Source organism: Mediterraneibacter torques, from assembly GCF_044591705.1.
In the GTDB taxonomy this organism is placed as follows: Bacteria; Bacillota; Clostridia; order Lachnospirales; family Lachnospiraceae; genus Mediterraneibacter; species Mediterraneibacter torques.
The window spans coordinates 1,666,297-1,681,420 of sequence record NZ_CP172594.1; the positions used below are offsets into that span (position 1 = coordinate 1,666,297).

The 15,124-nt window shown below is 49.5% G+C and carries 16 protein-coding genes and 1 pseudogene; 12 read left to right on the plus strand and 5 right to left on the minus strand.

The window, feature by feature from the left end; all coding sequences use genetic code 11:
* Nucleotides 1–2: 2 nt before the first annotated feature.
* The 6 genes from ACH9UM_RS07765 to ACH9UM_RS07790 all read left to right on the plus strand — a co-directional run bounded on the left by ACH9UM_RS07765 (nucleotide 3) and on the right by ACH9UM_RS07790 (nucleotide 7,132).
* Nucleotides 3–269 (plus strand): DUF4315 family protein, encoded by a 267-nt coding sequence (locus ACH9UM_RS07765; RefSeq protein ID WP_002584965.1) that lies wholly within the window; start codon nucleotides 3–5, stop codon nucleotides 267–269.
* Nucleotides 259–1,008, plus strand: coding sequence for a DUF4366 domain-containing protein (locus ACH9UM_RS07770; RefSeq protein WP_002584964.1), 750 nt, complete (start codon nucleotides 259–261; stop codon nucleotides 1,006–1,008). Before ACH9UM_RS07765 ends, ACH9UM_RS07770 begins: the two co-directional genes overlap by 11 nt.
* The gene (locus ACH9UM_RS07775) at nucleotides 1,005–3,080 is read left to right on the plus strand and encodes a type IA DNA topoisomerase (RefSeq protein WP_002584963.1); all 2,076 of its coding nucleotides are present in this window, start codon (nucleotides 1,005–1,007) and stop codon (nucleotides 3,078–3,080) included. Before ACH9UM_RS07770 ends, ACH9UM_RS07775 begins: the two co-directional genes overlap by 4 nt.
* Nucleotides 3,077–3,445, plus strand: a complete 369-nt coding sequence (locus ACH9UM_RS07780; protein WP_002584962.1) for a cysteine-rich VLP domain-containing protein — start codon at nucleotides 3,077–3,079, stop codon at nucleotides 3,443–3,445. Before ACH9UM_RS07775 ends, ACH9UM_RS07780 begins: the two co-directional genes overlap by 4 nt.
* A 125-nt stretch (nucleotides 3,446–3,570) precedes the next feature.
* A complete protein-coding gene (locus tag ACH9UM_RS07785) occupies nucleotides 3,571–6,918 on the plus strand; it encodes a YodL domain-containing protein (protein ID WP_400091058.1) in 3,348 nt (1,115 codons plus the stop codon).
* Nucleotides 6,919–6,922: 4 nt separating this feature from the next.
* Entirely contained in the window at nucleotides 6,923–7,132 is a 210-nt protein-coding gene (locus ACH9UM_RS07790) for a transposon-transfer assisting family protein (protein ID WP_002584960.1), read from the plus strand.
* Nucleotides 7,133–7,333: 201 nt separating this feature from the next.
* On the opposite strand, the gene ACH9UM_RS07795 is transcribed toward ACH9UM_RS07790, so the two are convergent.
* From ACH9UM_RS07795 to ACH9UM_RS07805, 3 genes are all read right to left on the minus strand, one after another.
* Nucleotides 7,334–8,668 (minus strand): relaxase/mobilization nuclease domain-containing protein, encoded by a 1,335-nt coding sequence (locus ACH9UM_RS07795; RefSeq protein ID WP_002584959.1) that lies wholly within the window; start codon nucleotides 8,666–8,668, stop codon nucleotides 7,334–7,336.
* Entirely contained in the window at nucleotides 8,629–8,958 is a 330-nt protein-coding gene (locus tag ACH9UM_RS07800; RefSeq protein ID WP_002584958.1) for a plasmid mobilization protein, read from the minus strand. The genes ACH9UM_RS07795 and ACH9UM_RS07800 overlap by 40 nt, the downstream gene beginning before the upstream one ends.
* A gap of 201 nt (nucleotides 8,959–9,159) precedes the next feature.
* Complete coding sequence (locus tag ACH9UM_RS07805; RefSeq protein ID WP_002584957.1) at nucleotides 9,160–9,516, minus strand: helix-turn-helix transcriptional regulator; 357 nt, start codon at nucleotides 9,514–9,516, stop codon at nucleotides 9,160–9,162.
* Between the two features lie 398 nt (nucleotides 9,517–9,914).
* Here ACH9UM_RS07805 and ACH9UM_RS07810 point away from each other — a divergent pair, with 398 nt between their 5' ends.
* The 6 genes from ACH9UM_RS07810 (at nucleotide 9,915) to ACH9UM_RS07835 (ending at nucleotide 14,620) form a co-directional block, all read left to right on the plus strand.
* Nucleotides 9,915–10,100: a cysteine-rich KTR domain-containing protein gene (locus ACH9UM_RS07810; protein ID WP_003431289.1), complete on the plus strand. Its 186-nt coding sequence runs from the start codon at nucleotides 9,915–9,917 to the stop codon at nucleotides 10,098–10,100.
* 16 nt (nucleotides 10,101–10,116) lie between these two features.
* On the plus strand, nucleotides 10,117–11,100 hold the full coding sequence (gene rlmN / locus ACH9UM_RS07815; RefSeq protein ID WP_002584956.1) for a 23S rRNA (adenine(2503)-C(2))-methyltransferase RlmN: 984 nt from the start codon (nucleotides 10,117–10,119) through the stop codon (nucleotides 11,098–11,100).
* Nucleotides 11,101–11,573: 473 nt separating this feature from the next.
* Nucleotides 11,574–12,011, plus strand: coding sequence for a sigma-70 family RNA polymerase sigma factor (locus ACH9UM_RS07820; protein ID WP_002604474.1), 438 nt, complete (start codon nucleotides 11,574–11,576; stop codon nucleotides 12,009–12,011).
* Nucleotides 11,995–12,237 carry a helix-turn-helix domain-containing protein gene (locus tag ACH9UM_RS07825; protein ID WP_002604473.1) on the plus strand — a complete coding sequence of 81 codons (243 nt, stop codon included), beginning with the start codon at nucleotides 11,995–11,997 and terminating at the stop codon, nucleotides 12,235–12,237. Before ACH9UM_RS07820 ends, ACH9UM_RS07825 begins: the two co-directional genes overlap by 17 nt.
* 458 nt (nucleotides 12,238–12,695) lie before the next feature.
* Nucleotides 12,696–12,869, plus strand: a complete 174-nt coding sequence (locus ACH9UM_RS07830; RefSeq protein WP_002604472.1) for a transposon-encoded TnpW family protein — start codon at nucleotides 12,696–12,698, stop codon at nucleotides 12,867–12,869.
* 77 nt (nucleotides 12,870–12,946) lie between these two features.
* Complete coding sequence (locus ACH9UM_RS07835) at nucleotides 12,947–14,620, plus strand: recombinase family protein (RefSeq protein ID WP_002604471.1); 1,674 nt, start codon at nucleotides 12,947–12,949, stop codon at nucleotides 14,618–14,620.
* A gap of 7 nt (nucleotides 14,621–14,627) precedes the next feature.
* On the opposite strand, the pseudogene ACH9UM_RS07840 reads toward ACH9UM_RS07835, so the two are convergent.
* A pseudogene (locus ACH9UM_RS07840) lies at nucleotides 14,628–14,816 on the minus strand (resolvase); the annotation flags it as partial.
* Between the two features lie 72 nt (nucleotides 14,817–14,888).
* On the minus strand, nucleotides 14,889–15,056 hold the full coding sequence (locus ACH9UM_RS07845; protein WP_004845325.1) for a hypothetical protein: 168 nt from the start codon (nucleotides 15,054–15,056) through the stop codon (nucleotides 14,889–14,891).
* Nucleotides 15,057–15,124: the final 68 nt, after the last annotated feature.

Here is a 15,124-nt window from a genome sequence, read left to right on the forward strand (position 1 = left end):
CTATGGCGAACACGAAACTTGACCGTATCGAAAGGGATATTGAGAAAACGAGGGCAAAAATCCTTGAACAGCAAAAGAAGCTGAAAGACCTTGAAGCGCAGAAAGTCGAGGAAGAAAACGCGCAGATCGTGCAAATGGTAAAGGCGGTACACCTTGACGGGACGCAGCTTGCCGCGTTCCTCTCCGCTTACGCCAGCGGCGAAATCACCTTGCCGCAGCCGGAAGCCACTTACCCCGCCGAACAGGAGGACAACGACAATGAAGAATAAAAAGATAATCCGAAAGTTTACCGTATTGCTTGCCGCACTGGTTATCATGTGCGGCTTTTCTGTTACCGCTTATGCGGGCGGTGGCGATGAAAGCGACGACACGCCTACCCCCGTAACCGAGGAAACCCCCGCGCCGGAAACCGAGCCGGAAGAAACGACGGGCGGCTATGAGCCGCAGCCCCTTACCCCGGACGGGAATATGTCCCTTGTGGACGATATAACGGGTGAAGCGTCCGGCGACAAGCAGTTTATCACCGTCGTTACCAAAAGTGGCAACTATTTTTACATCATCATTGACCGCGCCGAGGACGGGGAAAATACCGTCCATTTCCTTAACCAAGTGGACGAAGCGGATTTAACCGCCCTTATGGAGGACGGGCAGACCGAAGCCCCCGTTTGTAGCTGCACCGATAAATGCGTTGCCGGAAGCGTCAACACCGCTTGCCCGGTTTGCAGCGTCAACATGAGCGAGTGCGCGGGTGTGGAAGCCGAGCCGGAGCCGGAAGAAACCGAGCAGCCGCCGGAAGAAGAAAAAGGCGGCGGCATGGGTATTCTGCTTGTCGTGCTGCTTGTTGCCGCAGCGGGCGGCGGCGCGTTCTACTACTTTAAGATTTTGAAGCCCAAAAAGGACGCGGCGAAAGGCAGCAGCAGCCTTGACGACCTTGATTTTGACGAGGACGACGAGGAAACGGAAGTAGTCGAAACCGAACAGACCGAGCAGGAGGACGATAATCTATGAAACTTGTAATTGCAGAAAAACCGAGCGTCGGGGCGGCGATTGCCGCCGTTATGGGCGCGAATGAAAAGCGCAGCGGATATTTTGAGGGCGGCGGCTACCTTGTGTCGTGGTGTATCGGGCATTTGATTAGCCTTGCAGACGCGGCGACCTACAATGAACAATTCCGTAAATGGAAGTACGACGATCTTCCCATTGTCCCGCAGGAGTGGCAGTTTATTGTTGCCAGCGGCAAGGAGCAGCAGTTTTCCATTCTCAAAGACCTTATGCACCGCAGCGACGTTACCGAGATTATCAATGCTTGCGACAGCGGGCGCGAGGGGGAACTCATTTTCCGCTTTGTCTATGAACAGGCGAATTGCAAAAAGCCCTTTTCCCGCCTTTGGATTAGCAGCATGGAAGCAAGTGCAATCCGCGAGGGCTTTTCAAATCTCAAAGACGGGCGCGGCTATGACAACCTCTATCAATCCGCGCTTTGCAGAGCAAAGGCCGATTGGCTCATTGGCATTAACGCGACCCGCCTTTTCTCTATCCTCTACCATAAAACATTGAATGTCGGCAGAGTGCAAACGCCCACCCTTGCTATGCTGGTAAACCGCGACTATGCAATCAGCAGCTTTAAGAAAGAGAAATATCATGTCGTCCGGCTGGACGTTGGCGGCGTTGCCGCCCTTTCCGAAAGGCAGGACGACGAAGCGGCGGCGCGGCAGATGAAAGCGGCTTGCGAGAAATCGCAGGCCGTTTGTACTTCCCTTAAAAAAGAGAAAAAGACCGCAGCCCCGCCGAAACTGTTTGACCTCACCGCCTTGCAGCGGGAAGCAAACCGTTTGTATGGGTTTACGGCGAAACAGACCCTTGACTATGCGCAAGCCCTTTATGAAAAACGGCTTTTGACCTATCCCCGCACCGACAGCAAATATATCACTTCCGATATGGAGGGCAGCACAAAGGAACTTATCACCGGCCTTTGCGCTGCTCTCCCCTTTATGCAGGGCGTGAAGCTGCAAGCCGACCTTGCGAGGATTTGCGACAACAGCAAAGTAACCGACCATCACGCCATTTTGCCGACAGCGGAGTTTGTGAAAACGGGCTTTTCTTCCCTTGCCGAAAGTGAGAAAAAGCTAATGACCCTTGTGTGCGCAAAACTGCTTTGCGCCGTTGCCGCGCCCTATGAGTATGAAGCGGTTACGGCGGTTTTCACTTGCGGCGGCTATACCTTTACCGCAAAGGGCAGGACGACGCTTTGCGAGGGTTGGCGCGAGATTGAAAGACTATCCCGCGCCGCGTCCGGGGAACAGGACGAGGACGCAGAGCCGGAAGCGGTTTTACCCCCGCTTGCCGAGGGGCAGACCTTTGACAATCCGGCAGCGGAGATCTCCGAACGTTACACGCAGCCCCCAAAGGCATTTACCGAAGATACGTTACTTTCGGCTATGGAGAGTGCGGGAAAGGAGGACACGCCGGAGGACGCGGAGCGCAAAGGGTTAGGCACCACCGCGACGCGGGCGGGTATCATTGAAAAACTCATTAGCGCGGGCTTTGCCGAGCGCAAGGGCAAAAAGCTAATCCCCACAAAGGACGGGTATAACCTTGTCGCTATTCTGCCCGACAGCCTTACGTCCCCGCAGCTTACGGCAGAATGGGAAACGCGCCTTACCGGGATTGCAAAGGGCAGCGACAGCCCCGCCGACTTCATGCGCGGGATTGAGGAAATGACAGCGGGGCTTGTCAAGACCTATTCCGCGATTTCCGAGGATAAAGCGAAGCTGTTTACCCCGCAGCGGGAAGCAATCGGCACTTGCCCCCGTTGCGGCGCGGCGGTTTACGAGGGCAAGAAAAACTTTTACTGCTCCGACAGGGCTTGCAGCTTTGTGATGTGGAAGAATGACCGCTTTTTTGAGCAGCGCAAAAAGGCTTTCACAAAGGCGATTGCCGCCGCCCTTTTGAAAGACGGAAAGGTAAAAATCAAAGGTATGTACTCGACCAAGACGGGAAAGACCTTTGACGGAGTTGTGCTGCTTGCCGACACAGGCGGCAAGTATGTAAACTTCCGCGTCGAGCAGAACCGAAAATGATAAGGCTTGATGAAAAGCAATACCGCGCCGTAAAGAAAATGACCCGCGCCGCTTGTGCAAACAACGATTGCGGGAATTGTCTGCTGCTGGACGACGGGGAAACTTGCGTTTGTGTGCAGAGTATCAGCTATTCGCTGCTATGCCGCTATTTCCGCGAAGCGGTATTACCCGCCGACAGGCAGCTTTGCGAACAGATCACCCGCAGCGGGGAAACCGATTTGAAGCGTTGCGCGGTATGCGGCAGCACGTTTGCGGCGGGCAGCAACCGGGCGAAATACTGCCCCGATTGCGCGGCAAAGATACGCCGCAGACAGAAAGCCCAAAGCGAGAGAAACAGGCGTTTACGGATAAAAACAACTACATAGCAAGCACAGCAAACGAGTACCCGTTTGCGAGAAATGCCCGCGCTTCCCATAGAGAGCGCGGGCATTTTGCTTGTTGGGATAGTCCCAAACCCTTATATGACCGAGAAAGGACGTGATGAAAGAATATGCCGTATTCCTCATACGACCATGACAAATTAGAAGCCGCCGAAACCATGCGGATAGAACGCCGGATATATTTTGAAGCAAAGGACAGGGAGATTGCCCCTTATGCTTCCTTGCCGATTGCGCAGCTACTTTCCATGCGCAGCGAAAGCGCGGCGGCAGAACAGGCGATTTTTGCCGACCTTAAAGAACGCGCCGCCGCATGGGAAGAACAGGCGGGAAGAACGCTTTTGCTGGATAAAACACTTGAATATGTGAGAACGCCGCACGTCCAGCACACCGCTAACGAGTGGCAGACCACCGAGCATAACCGCCATATTCGCAGCAATCGGGTATATCAGATGAATTACTACATTTACGAGAATACCCGCTACGACAAAGAAGCGCAGAAATCTATCCCGTATTCATGGACGCTTACATGGAGCGTGCGCACCAACAGCCCAAGCAGAACCCAAGCGAAGATTGCCGGACAAGATAGAAAGGTTTTCACCGACAAGGCAGCTATGGAAAAGTATCTGAATGGGCGTATCAAAGCGTATGACCGCTTGTTTACGGAAATCTCCCCGCCTATCCCGCAGGAGTACGCCGACTATTTCAAAGTAAACGGTATGCTCATGCCGGACTACACCATAGAGGGCGAAGAACCCCCGCAGCAGCAACAGGCGGCAGCTATCCCCGAAAATACCGGGCAGGAAAAGGAGCGTGAACACATGAGCGAACAGTTTTCTATTATGATAGGCAACCGCAGCCGCTTTGACGCGGGCGACCCCGGCGGCTATTGGTTGGATATGCCCGCCACAAAGGAGCAGTTGCACGAAGCTATGCGGAACGTCGGCATTACCGCCGACAACCCGCAGGATTTTTCCATTCGCGGCTATTCCGACGACCCGGAGAAACATATTGCCTTGCCTTATGAAATGGTATGCGCCGCCGACGTGGACGAACTCAATTTTCTTGCGGCGCGGCTCGAACAGCTTGACCCCGCCGAGGTTGGCAAGCTGAACGCAGCTTTGCAGCAGAAAAACGGGCTTGCAAATATTGGACAGGTAATTGACTTCACCTACAACGTGGATTTTTACGTCCATATCCCCGAAGTACATAACTACCACGATTTGGGCGACTATTACTTAAATCAATCCGGCATGGTACAAATGCCCGAAGAATGGAAAGGCGGCATTGACCTTTCTACTTTTGGCAGGAACGCTGCCGCGCAGGAAAAAGGCGCGTTTACCGAGTACGGCTATATCGTGGAAAGCGGCGACGAGTGGGAACGGCAGTTTGAGGGGCGCGAAGTGCCGGAAGAATACCGCATTATGAGTTACCCGCAGCCGGAGCGCGGCGAACAGGACAAAGCCTATATGGACGCAGCCGAAACGCAGCAAGCAGACGCACAGGCCGCAGAGCCGCAGCAGCCCCGCCCCGTCGTCCCCATTATCCTTACTTCCGAAAAGCCCGCCGAAAAGGTAAAGGAGATCACCGCGCGTTTGGAACAGGGCGTACAGGCGATTTTTGACAGCGACCGCTACAAAGAGTTTCTAACCGCTATGTCAAAGTTCCATGATTATAGTTTGAATAACACTATCCTAATTGCTATGCAGGGCGGCAATTTGGTAATGGGCTTCCGTCAATGGGAAAAGGAGTTTGACCGCCATGTAAAGAAAGGCGAGAAAGGCATTAAAATCTTTGCCCCCGCGCCCTACAAGGTGAAAAAGCTGGTTGATAAAATCGACCCCGAAACGAGAAAGCCCATGCTTGACCGCGAGGGAAAAGTGGTAAAGGAAGAAAAGGAAATCACCGTCCCCGCCTTTAAGGTTATAACCGTCTTTGATATTTCGCAGACCGAGGGCAAGGAGTTTCCCGACCTTTCCGTTAAACCGCTGCTTGCCGATGTGGAGCAGTACGAGGATTTTTTCGCCGCCCTTGAAAAAGCGTCCCCCGTCCCGATTGCATTTGAGCAGATCACAAACGGCGCAAATGGGTATTTCAGTTTGACCGACAAGCGTATTGCAATCAAAGAGGGCGTGAGTGAATTACAGGCGGTAAAGACCGCCATTCACGAAATCGCCCATGCGAAGCTGCACGACGTAGACTTAAACGCCCCGCCGGAGCAGCAAAACCGCGTTGACCGCCATACCTGCGAGGTAGAAGCGGAAAGCGTCGCTTATACGGTTTGCCAGCATTTCGGCCTTGATACTTCCGATTACTCTTTCGGCTATGTGGCTGGTTGGAGCAGCGGCAAGGAAATGACCGAGTTAAAAGCGTCCCTTGAAACAATACAGACCACCGCAAAGGAACTCATTACCGAGATTGAGGGGCATTTTACCGAGTTGCAGCAGCAGCGGCAAGCCGAGCAGGAGCAGGGCGATACCTTTTCCATTTATCAGTTAAAGCGCGGGGACGAAACAAGGGACTTGCGCTTTGAGCCTTATGACCGTCTGCAAGCGGCTGGACTTACCATTGACCGGGTAAATTATGAACTCGTCTATACTGCACCGCTTACAAAGGATATGACGCTGGGCGACATTTGGGAAAGGTTTAATATCGACCACCCCGCCGACTTTAAGGGGCATAGCCTTTCCGTTTCCGACATTGTTGTGCTTCATCAGAACGACGAGGACACCGCCCACTATGTAGACAGTATCGGTTTTCAGCAAGTGCCGGAGTTTTTGCAGGAGCAGCAGACCCCCGTATTTGACAAGCTGCCGCCCGAACAGCAGCAAGCCTTGTCCGACACCGTACAAGACACTTTGCAAATGCTGGTTGACGCAGACAAGCGGATTTATGGCGACGTTACGGGCAAGACCCTTGAAGCAATCGCGGCGCAAGGATATTCCTACAAGGACGGGCAGCTTGAAAAGCAGCAGCCGGAAGCGACCCCCGACAGCCTTTTGACGGGTGAAACCGTTAGAACGCCGAGGGGCAATTTTCATATTACCGATATGAGCCGTGAACAGATCGAAGCGGCGGGATTTGGTTTTCACCATGCGTCGGAGGACGGGAAGTATCTCATTATGGGGAATGGCACACAGGCTTATGCCATAGCCGCCGAGCAGCCGCAGCGGGATAATCCCTTAAAGCACGTCGAGGACACCATAGAGCAGAACGACAACAATTTTGACGGGCTTATCAACAATACGCCGCAAACGCCCACCGTTGCAGATTTTGAGCAGCGGGCAAAGGCGGGGGAAGCGATTTCCGTTACCGACCTTGCAAAAGCGGTAAAAGCCGAGAAACGGGAACAGCCGCAGAAAAAACCGTCCATTTTGAAGAAGCTGGACGAATACAAGAAACAGGCGGCGCAGCAGCCGAAAGATAAACAGAAAGAGCATAAAAAGGATTTGGAGGTTTGATAGCATGAATACCCGCTTTACCATTGAGGAAGAAAACATTGTTGCGATCTACGCCGAGGACAGCCGGGAAACAACGCTTGAAAATATCCTTGCCGCCATGCCCTACATGGACGAGGATATGCGCCAGCTTGCCGCCGCAGCGGTGAACAAGCTGCAAGCCATGACGGACAGCGAGTTTTCCGAAAGGGAGTTTATCTTGACCGACGAGGAATAGCCCATAGAGAACAGGGGCGCGGTTGCCGATTTCCGGCACCGCGCCCCTGTTCTTTTTTTGTCCTTGCGTGGACAATTAGAAAGCCGTTTTTGCGGGTTTGAATATACTTTATCGTCTATGTCGTTTTCATGCGCTGGAAGCCGCAGAAACACAGGCGTTTTCAGCCCTTAACATTCCACTTGCCACCCCATGTTTTGCGCCTTATCGCTCCTGCTCCCGCGCCCTGCTTTGGGACGGGTAAAGAATACTATCGACGTTCTTTTTGACAACGCCGTATTCCTGCATTTGCTTCTTGGCTTGCCGATAATCTTCATACAATTTGGTTTTCCTGTCGTTTAAGCTTCTATACTCCTTGCGCAGCGCGGCGAGATCGGGCAGCTTCTTTATCTGCATTTCCTTTAATGCCCTTGCCGCAGCTTCAAACAGGATAATTTCGCTTTCATGCCCCCGCAGATACTTTTCCTTGTCCGGCGATTTTCGGTATTCATCGTAAATCGGTTTTAACTGTCGGTATGTGGTGGTGTGCTTGATAAGCAGCGACAAATCAGACATACGCTGTTCCACTTCCTTAACCGCCTTTGCCGCCGCGTCATGAGCGGTCATAATATCGGCTATCTTGCTTTCAAGTTCGCTATAATACTCAATCTTGTTTTCGGTTAGGAAGTTCATGCTTTTAGCAGCCTGTTTCAGATTATGGATTTTTGCCCACCGTTCATAGCCCGCCGACTGTTGGGCTTTGATACTGTTTTCAAGATCGACGACAAGCCGGATTTTCTTATCTTCCCGCAGCGTTTTTGTTTTGGCAACATACACGCCCTTGATACGCTCCTTTATCGCTTCTTCCGTATAGGCCGCGCCGAGCGTCTTTGTGCGGGTAAACCGTTCCTGTCCGGCAGCGCGAAAGGAAATGTATTTGCCCTGTTTGATTTCATACCCCATTTCCTGCAAGCGGCGCAGCAGTTCGTCAAAATCTTTCACTTGGGGAATGAGAGTATCTATCGCCGTTTTCAGCTTTGCTTTGTAGCTTGTCCCTTGCTTTTCGGCGGTGTATTCTGCATAGCTTTTTCCCTTGTCCTGTCCCGGTACGACGACGGATAGCCCATGCTCTTTACATATCCTGTCGCTGGTGCGCCGGATAAAGTGATAGCTTTGCTTGTTGGAATGGTACTTTTTGTAGTCAACGAAGCTAACCGCGTTGAAAATCAAGTGATTATGCAGATGGTCTTTATCGACGTGAGTTGTCAAAACAAACTCATACTTGCCGCCTAATACCGCCCCGGCAAGTTCCATGCCGATTTTGTGCGCTTCTTCCGGTGTGGTTTCTCCCACCGCAAAGGATTGTATCAAGTGCCGCCCTAAATGTGTGCCGCGATCTCCGGCAGCTTCCCGCGTCCATGCAAACTCAATATCGGCGGTTTCCAGCCCGCAGCCGAAAGAGGACGCAAGCAGCTTCCCGTCTGTCTTTTCGGGATTTAAGATATAGTCTATCGCAGCCTTTAAGGTTGATTTAATAGGGTGCGTCTTTGTAACCGCCATATCTCGTCCACCGCCTTTTTAATGTCCTCTATATCCTGCCTGTAAACCGTCCCCGTCGCATTGGCGCGTTTTGCAATTTGGTTGATGTTCCGGCTCACCGCTTGCAGTTCCCGGATATATGCTTTTGTGTCGCTTCGGTCAACGACAAGAATATACCCGTCTATCGCCATTTTACGGAAGTATGCCCCATACTGCTTTATGGGAAGCTGCTTCATCTTCTCGTCGATCAGCCGCTTTTCTTCTTCCGTAACGTAAAACTTCATCTGTATATTTCTCTTTCGGTTTTCCATTTCCGCACCGCCTTTCGGTATAAGGGTTTGGGATTATCCCAACAAGCATTTTCCGCAAACGGGTACTCGTTTGCTGTGCTTGCTATCTACTCCATACCCCCACCGAAAGGCGGTATTTGTTGCGCGTTCCTTTGATTTTGGACGCAAAAAAAGATTGCAGCCGCCATGCGCTGCAATCTCCCGATTTCTCATATTGTGAGGTTAATCCTCTGCTTTTTCGACTTCCGTTATCTCCCTTGCTGTTGCGGTTACAATCCGTATGCCTTTATCGCTCATACCGTCCAGCAGCGCGTCAAGCTGCCGCCGCCCGGTGGATTTCTCCGCATTGCTGTTCGGGAAGAAAAATTGATCTACCGAAATATGATACCGGGTTACAAGGTCATAGAATACCTGTAAACTCGGCTGTTGTCCCTTGTTCTCGATATTCGCAAGGTAGCGCGGGGAAATATATAACTCGTCGCTTACCTTTTTGCGGCTCTCGCCGTATTCATTTCTCGCGGCTTTTATAGCTGCCCCGAAAGCCTTAAAGTCGTACAATGGTACGGGTCTTTTTGCCATTTTCATTCACCCTGTTACATTTTACAGTTCACCTTTCTTTTTGGATATGTCCACACAATTCATATCATTAGGTTAAATACTTCCTGTTGTGTATTGACAGTAGACTGATTTTCTGATAAAATAAAATTTATGTAAAAGGAGGCGGCGTTTATGTTGCATAGCATGCGTATTAGATAAGCATTGAAAAAAAGGATTTTCCCATTTTCAACATGGGCTTTTTTGTCATGCTTATTTTGCGGACGCTATACAAAAAACTAACGACGTATAGATATAGTATAGACATAGTGCAAGCTATGCCTTAGTTTTGTTGTACTGCTCTGTGCATTATAAATGCAGGTCAATGCTCATGTTGAGGATTGACCTGCATTTTTTTGTGTAAAAAGGACGAGTGAAATATAATGCTTAAAAAATATTGGATAAAATGTCCGATTTGTAACGGAAAGACGAGAGTTCAAGTATTTCATAATACTGTATTAAAAGATTTTCCTCTTTTCTGCCCTAAATGCAAATTGACGCATATCATTGATGTAGAAAAATTAGAGATTGTAATCAAAAATACAGAAAAACAAACTTTTATTATTTAGAAGAAAGGATATAAAAATGAAACGTTTACCTAAATATACGCCTGCGGAAGTACGGAATGATCCATACGGATTTACTTACAAAGAAATGTCGGAAGTTATTGGCGAGAATGAAGCAAAAGCCTTATATGAAGAATTATATAAGCAATTACCACGCAAAAAAAATCTATCAATGTTGGTAAAAAATATTTGCAAAAGCAGTGATACTGAAAAGTATGTTTACGAACTGAAAGACAACAAATACATTGAAACGGTTTTTATCAAGCGGCGAGATGGTGGAACTGTTTGCGTGAGCACACAAGTCGGTTGTCCTGTTGGTTGTATTTTTTGTGAGTCCGGGCGAAATGGCTTTGTTCGTAATCTAACATCGTCAGAAATCGTACAACAGATTATATTGTTGCGTCGAAAAGTAAACCGTATCGTTTTTATGGGTATGGGAGAGCCTTTATTCAATTATGACAACTTGATAAAAGCAATCCATATTCTCCGAGATAGATATGGGCTCAACTTTCCAACCGACGGCATTACCATATCAACAGTTGGTCCGGTCGATCAATTAAAAAAATTGCGCGAGGAACATCTTAAAATTCAGTTGACAATATCTTTACACGCAGCAACACAATCTGCAAGAAATCGTATTATTCCTCACATGCGCATATATGCTATTGAAGATGTTGTTAAGCAAGCCTTATCCTATTCTGAAAGGCATAATCGCAAAATTGTCTTTGCGTATTTGCTTTTACCGGGTATAAATGACCGGCCCTCAGATGTAAGACAACTTGCAAAATGGTTTCGGGGCAAAAAAGTTATGATTAACGTGTTACAATACAACCCAACAAGCAATTCAAGAATTAAAGCACCACAGAAACGGGAAATAGTTGCATTCAAACATCAATTAGAGCAAGCAGGACTTGAAGTTACTATGAGAGTTTCTCATGGCAGAGAGATTAACGCGGCTTGTGGACAGTTAGCTAACACATATAATAAATTCAAAAAAAAATGATTAAAAGTGCCAGACGCATAGACGCAGAGCCGATAACGCATTAGGTCAAAAAACCTATGTGTTATCGGCTTTTTTATTTAATATTGCGCAAAAGCCGCTGTTCCCTATTATAGAATGGATTGCGGGTAGTGTATTAAAGTCGCCCTTTTTTAAGGATACGGCGGTATCGGGGAGGTATCGCCGTGTCCATTTTTATTTACTGTAACCCGCCTAATGCTTTGCGGTCAAAAAAAGCTATGCTCCGCAAGCGGGATATTCCGGCTATGAATGTGAACTGTCAATACATTTAGCTACTGCTTACATTTCCTTTGCGCCCGTCCGCGTCTTGCGGACGGGCGCATTTTGCTTTTTTCAACTTTTTTCTGAAAAGCGCACTCAAGAGCCATCTCCCGAACGGGTACGGAGCGAAAGGGGCAGAGAGGACAAGCCCTTAACTCCCGTCCTCTACTCCACGCGGGAAGGAGGTGAACTCTATGGAGCTATCTTCTTCCGACAAGGAAAGAATACAACATCAGTACGACGCATTAGCAAAGAAAACTTTGGTCGGCGAAGCGAAAAGCCACCGCCGCACTCTTGCGAAACGCGCAGCACGCGAAGTTACTTTTTCGGATTTGAGCGAAAGCGAACTCGCGCAGCTTTTCACAACGGACGAATACGAAAGCGATTATTTCCGTTTTCAAGTGTCCGGCTTTGATGTACTCGTCAAAAATGAACTGCTTGCCGAAGCCCTTAACGCTTTGCCCGAAAGGAAACGCGACATTATCCTTTTGTCCTACTTCTTGGATATGAGCGACGCGGAAATTGGCGAACTGCTGAATGTTGTACGCACGACGGTTTTCCGGCACAGGAAATCCGCGCTTGCGAAAATCAAACAGTATTTGGAGGGAAAAGCAGATGATGAATACCGTTAGGAAGTCTGAAAATCTGTTGCCGTTCCCTGTCATTTCCGCAGCGGCAAACGGCGACACAACCGCCATGTGCGCGATCTTGAAGCACTACGAGGGTTACATAGCGAAACTTTGTACCCGCACGCTGAAAGACGACGCGGGCAATACCTATTCCTATGTGGACGAGGAAATGCGTAACAGGCTGCAAGTGCGCCTTATTACCCGCACCCTTGCTTTTCATGTAGGATAATCTTTTAGCCCATGCGGGGAGCGTGTCCCCTTTCCACGCTTCCCGTTATGGGCTATTTGTCGTTCCGCAAAAGCATATCCGCTGTTGATGTGCTTTTGCAGGCCGACAAAGCCTATTGTTCTTTGACAAAGAAAGCGGCCTTTGGTGCGCAGCATAACAGGCAAACGGGTACATTCCGTCTGTACCGAGCCAGTCGGCGGGTACGCCATGACAGCTTTTCCCCATAGGGGAAAAGCCGAGCGAGAACTACCGCGCCGTAAAACAGGTTTAGCAGCTTGTGGGCGACGACATACAAGGCGGCACAATGATACTCCCGCGTTGAACACCCTCAAAGTATTGCGCGGCGCACCCATAAGCATGGGCCGGGGTGAAACTCCCGTGAGGTTGCAGCTAACAACCGCCCGTTTTTGCCTTTTGACGAATATAGTTTATCCATACAGGAAAAGGAGGTTTTTCTAATGGATAAAAAACAGACAATTACAACCGAACGCAAAATAGGGAAAATCACCTATCTTGTTCAAGCGTTGCCGAGTGAAAAGGCAACCGATACAATCCATAAAAAGATTGAGAAACTCATTGTAAAGGATTTGCAGAAAAAGCCCGGAAATCCGGGATTTTTAGCGTCCGAGTAGTGCATTAGGCGGCGGGATATGGTATAATGATAGCAACACATTATACCTGTTTATTCGGCTGTCGGAAAGGAGGACTAATGTTACAGTCGAATAAAATCACCGCCCTTTACTGCCGTTTAAGTCAAGAGGATATGCAAGCCGGAGAAAGCGGAAGCATACAGCACCAAAAAATGATACTTCAACGCTATGCGGACGAACACCATTTTTTGAACACAAAGTTTTTTGTGGACGACGGATTTTCCGGCGTGAGTTTTGAGCGCGAGGGGCTGCAAGCGATGTTGCAGGAAGTGGAAGCCGGACGAGTGGCGACGGTCATTACCAAAGACCTTTCCCGTCTTGGCAGAAACTATCTGAAAACGGGCGAACTCATAGAGATTGTATTTCCCGAAAACGGAGTACGCTATATCGCGATCAACGACGGAGTTGACACAGCGCGGGAGGATAACGAGTTTACCCCCTTGCGGAACTGGTTTAACGAGTTTTACGCCCGCGACACAAGCAAGAAAATCCGCGCAGTTAAACAGGCACAGGCGCAAAAAGGCGAGCGCGTCAACGGGGAATATCCATACGGCTATATCCCAGACCCGAACAACCGCCACCACCTTATACCCGACCCGGAAACCGCGCCGATTGTCAAACAGGTTTTCGCTATGTTTGTTAGCGGCGTGCGTATGTGCGAAATCCAAAAATGGCTTGCGGAAAACAAAGTCTTGACGATTGGAGCGTTGCGCTATCAGCGTACAGGACAGGCGCGGTATCAGCGGGCAATGATCGCCCCCTATACTTGGCCGGACAAAACGCTCTATGACATATTAGCAAGGCAGGAATATTTAGGGCATACCATAACCGCGAAAACTCACAAGGTATCCTACAAGTCGAAAAAGACCCGGAAGAACGAAGAAGAACAACGCTATTTCTTCCCAAACACCCATGAGCCGCTTGTTGACGAGGAAACCTTTGAACTTGCGCAAAAGCGGATTGCTACCCGCCACCGCCCGACAAAAGCAGCGGAGATTGATATTTTTTCCGGCTTGCTGTTTTGCGCTGGTTGCAGACATAAGATGTATTACCAACAGGGCGTAAATATCGAGCCGCGCAAGTTTTCCTATTCTTGCGGCGCATGGCGCAACAGGGCAAGGACAGGCAGCGAGTGTACCTCTCATTATATCCGCAAAAACGTACTTCTTGATTTAGTGCTGGAAGATATGCGGCGGGTTTTGCGGTATGTTAAGGAACACGAACAGGACTTTATCTGTAAAGCTACCGAGTACGGCGACATGGAAGCGAGAAAGGCATTAGCGCAGCAGCAAAAGGAACTTTTCAAAGCACAGGCGCGTATGACCGAACTTGACACGCTTTTCCGCAAGCTGTATGAGGACAACGCATTAGGCAGACTGACAGATGAACGGTTTGTGTTTCTAACTTCCGGCTATGAGGACGAAAAGAAATCCCTTGCCGCAAGGATAGACGAGTTACAACAGCAGATCGCAACCGTTACCGAGCGAAAAAGGGATATATCAAGGTTTATTCAGATTGTCGGGAAATACAGCGACATACAGGAATTGACCTATGAAAACGTCCATGAGTTTATCGACCGTATTTTGATACATGAATTAGACCGGGAAACCAACACCCGGAAAATCGAAATCCATTATAGCTTTGTCGGACAGGTTGATACCGAGCAGGAGCCGACGCAAGTTGTCAACCATGACCGCCGCAACATGGTAGATGTAAAAAGTATCGCTATCTAACCCCAGCAAAATTGCGGCCCGTATAGCCGTCATCCACATAATACTCATACTGGAACATCCCATGCTTTTCAGCAAAGTCCCGAAGCATGATTTTCTGGTTGCTGATGCTCATGCTCTCATTGTCGCCGCCGTCATCCAGAGAGATACGGCAGTAGAGAGCGGTGATTTTCTCATAGACTTGTTTTTTCCTGCTCATAGCGTTCTCCTTCTATGAACAGGGACACGATACCATTATCATACCATGCCCCTGTCCCTGAATCAACCGTTTTTACGCAGCGTTCTCCGCCATCTCACGCTGTTCCAGCCATTCCTCGAAGTGTTCGCAGGTCTGGCGCTCGATCAGTTGCTCAAAGGCTTCCCGCATGGATTTCTCCCCGGAGAACTCCCGCACCACCATAAAACGGACTTTATTTTTCTGCTGCTTGCTTTTTTCCATAGGCTACCTCCATAGAGTGGCAGGCCAGACAATAGCACACCGGCAACGAAGTCCGGCAACGAACCTCC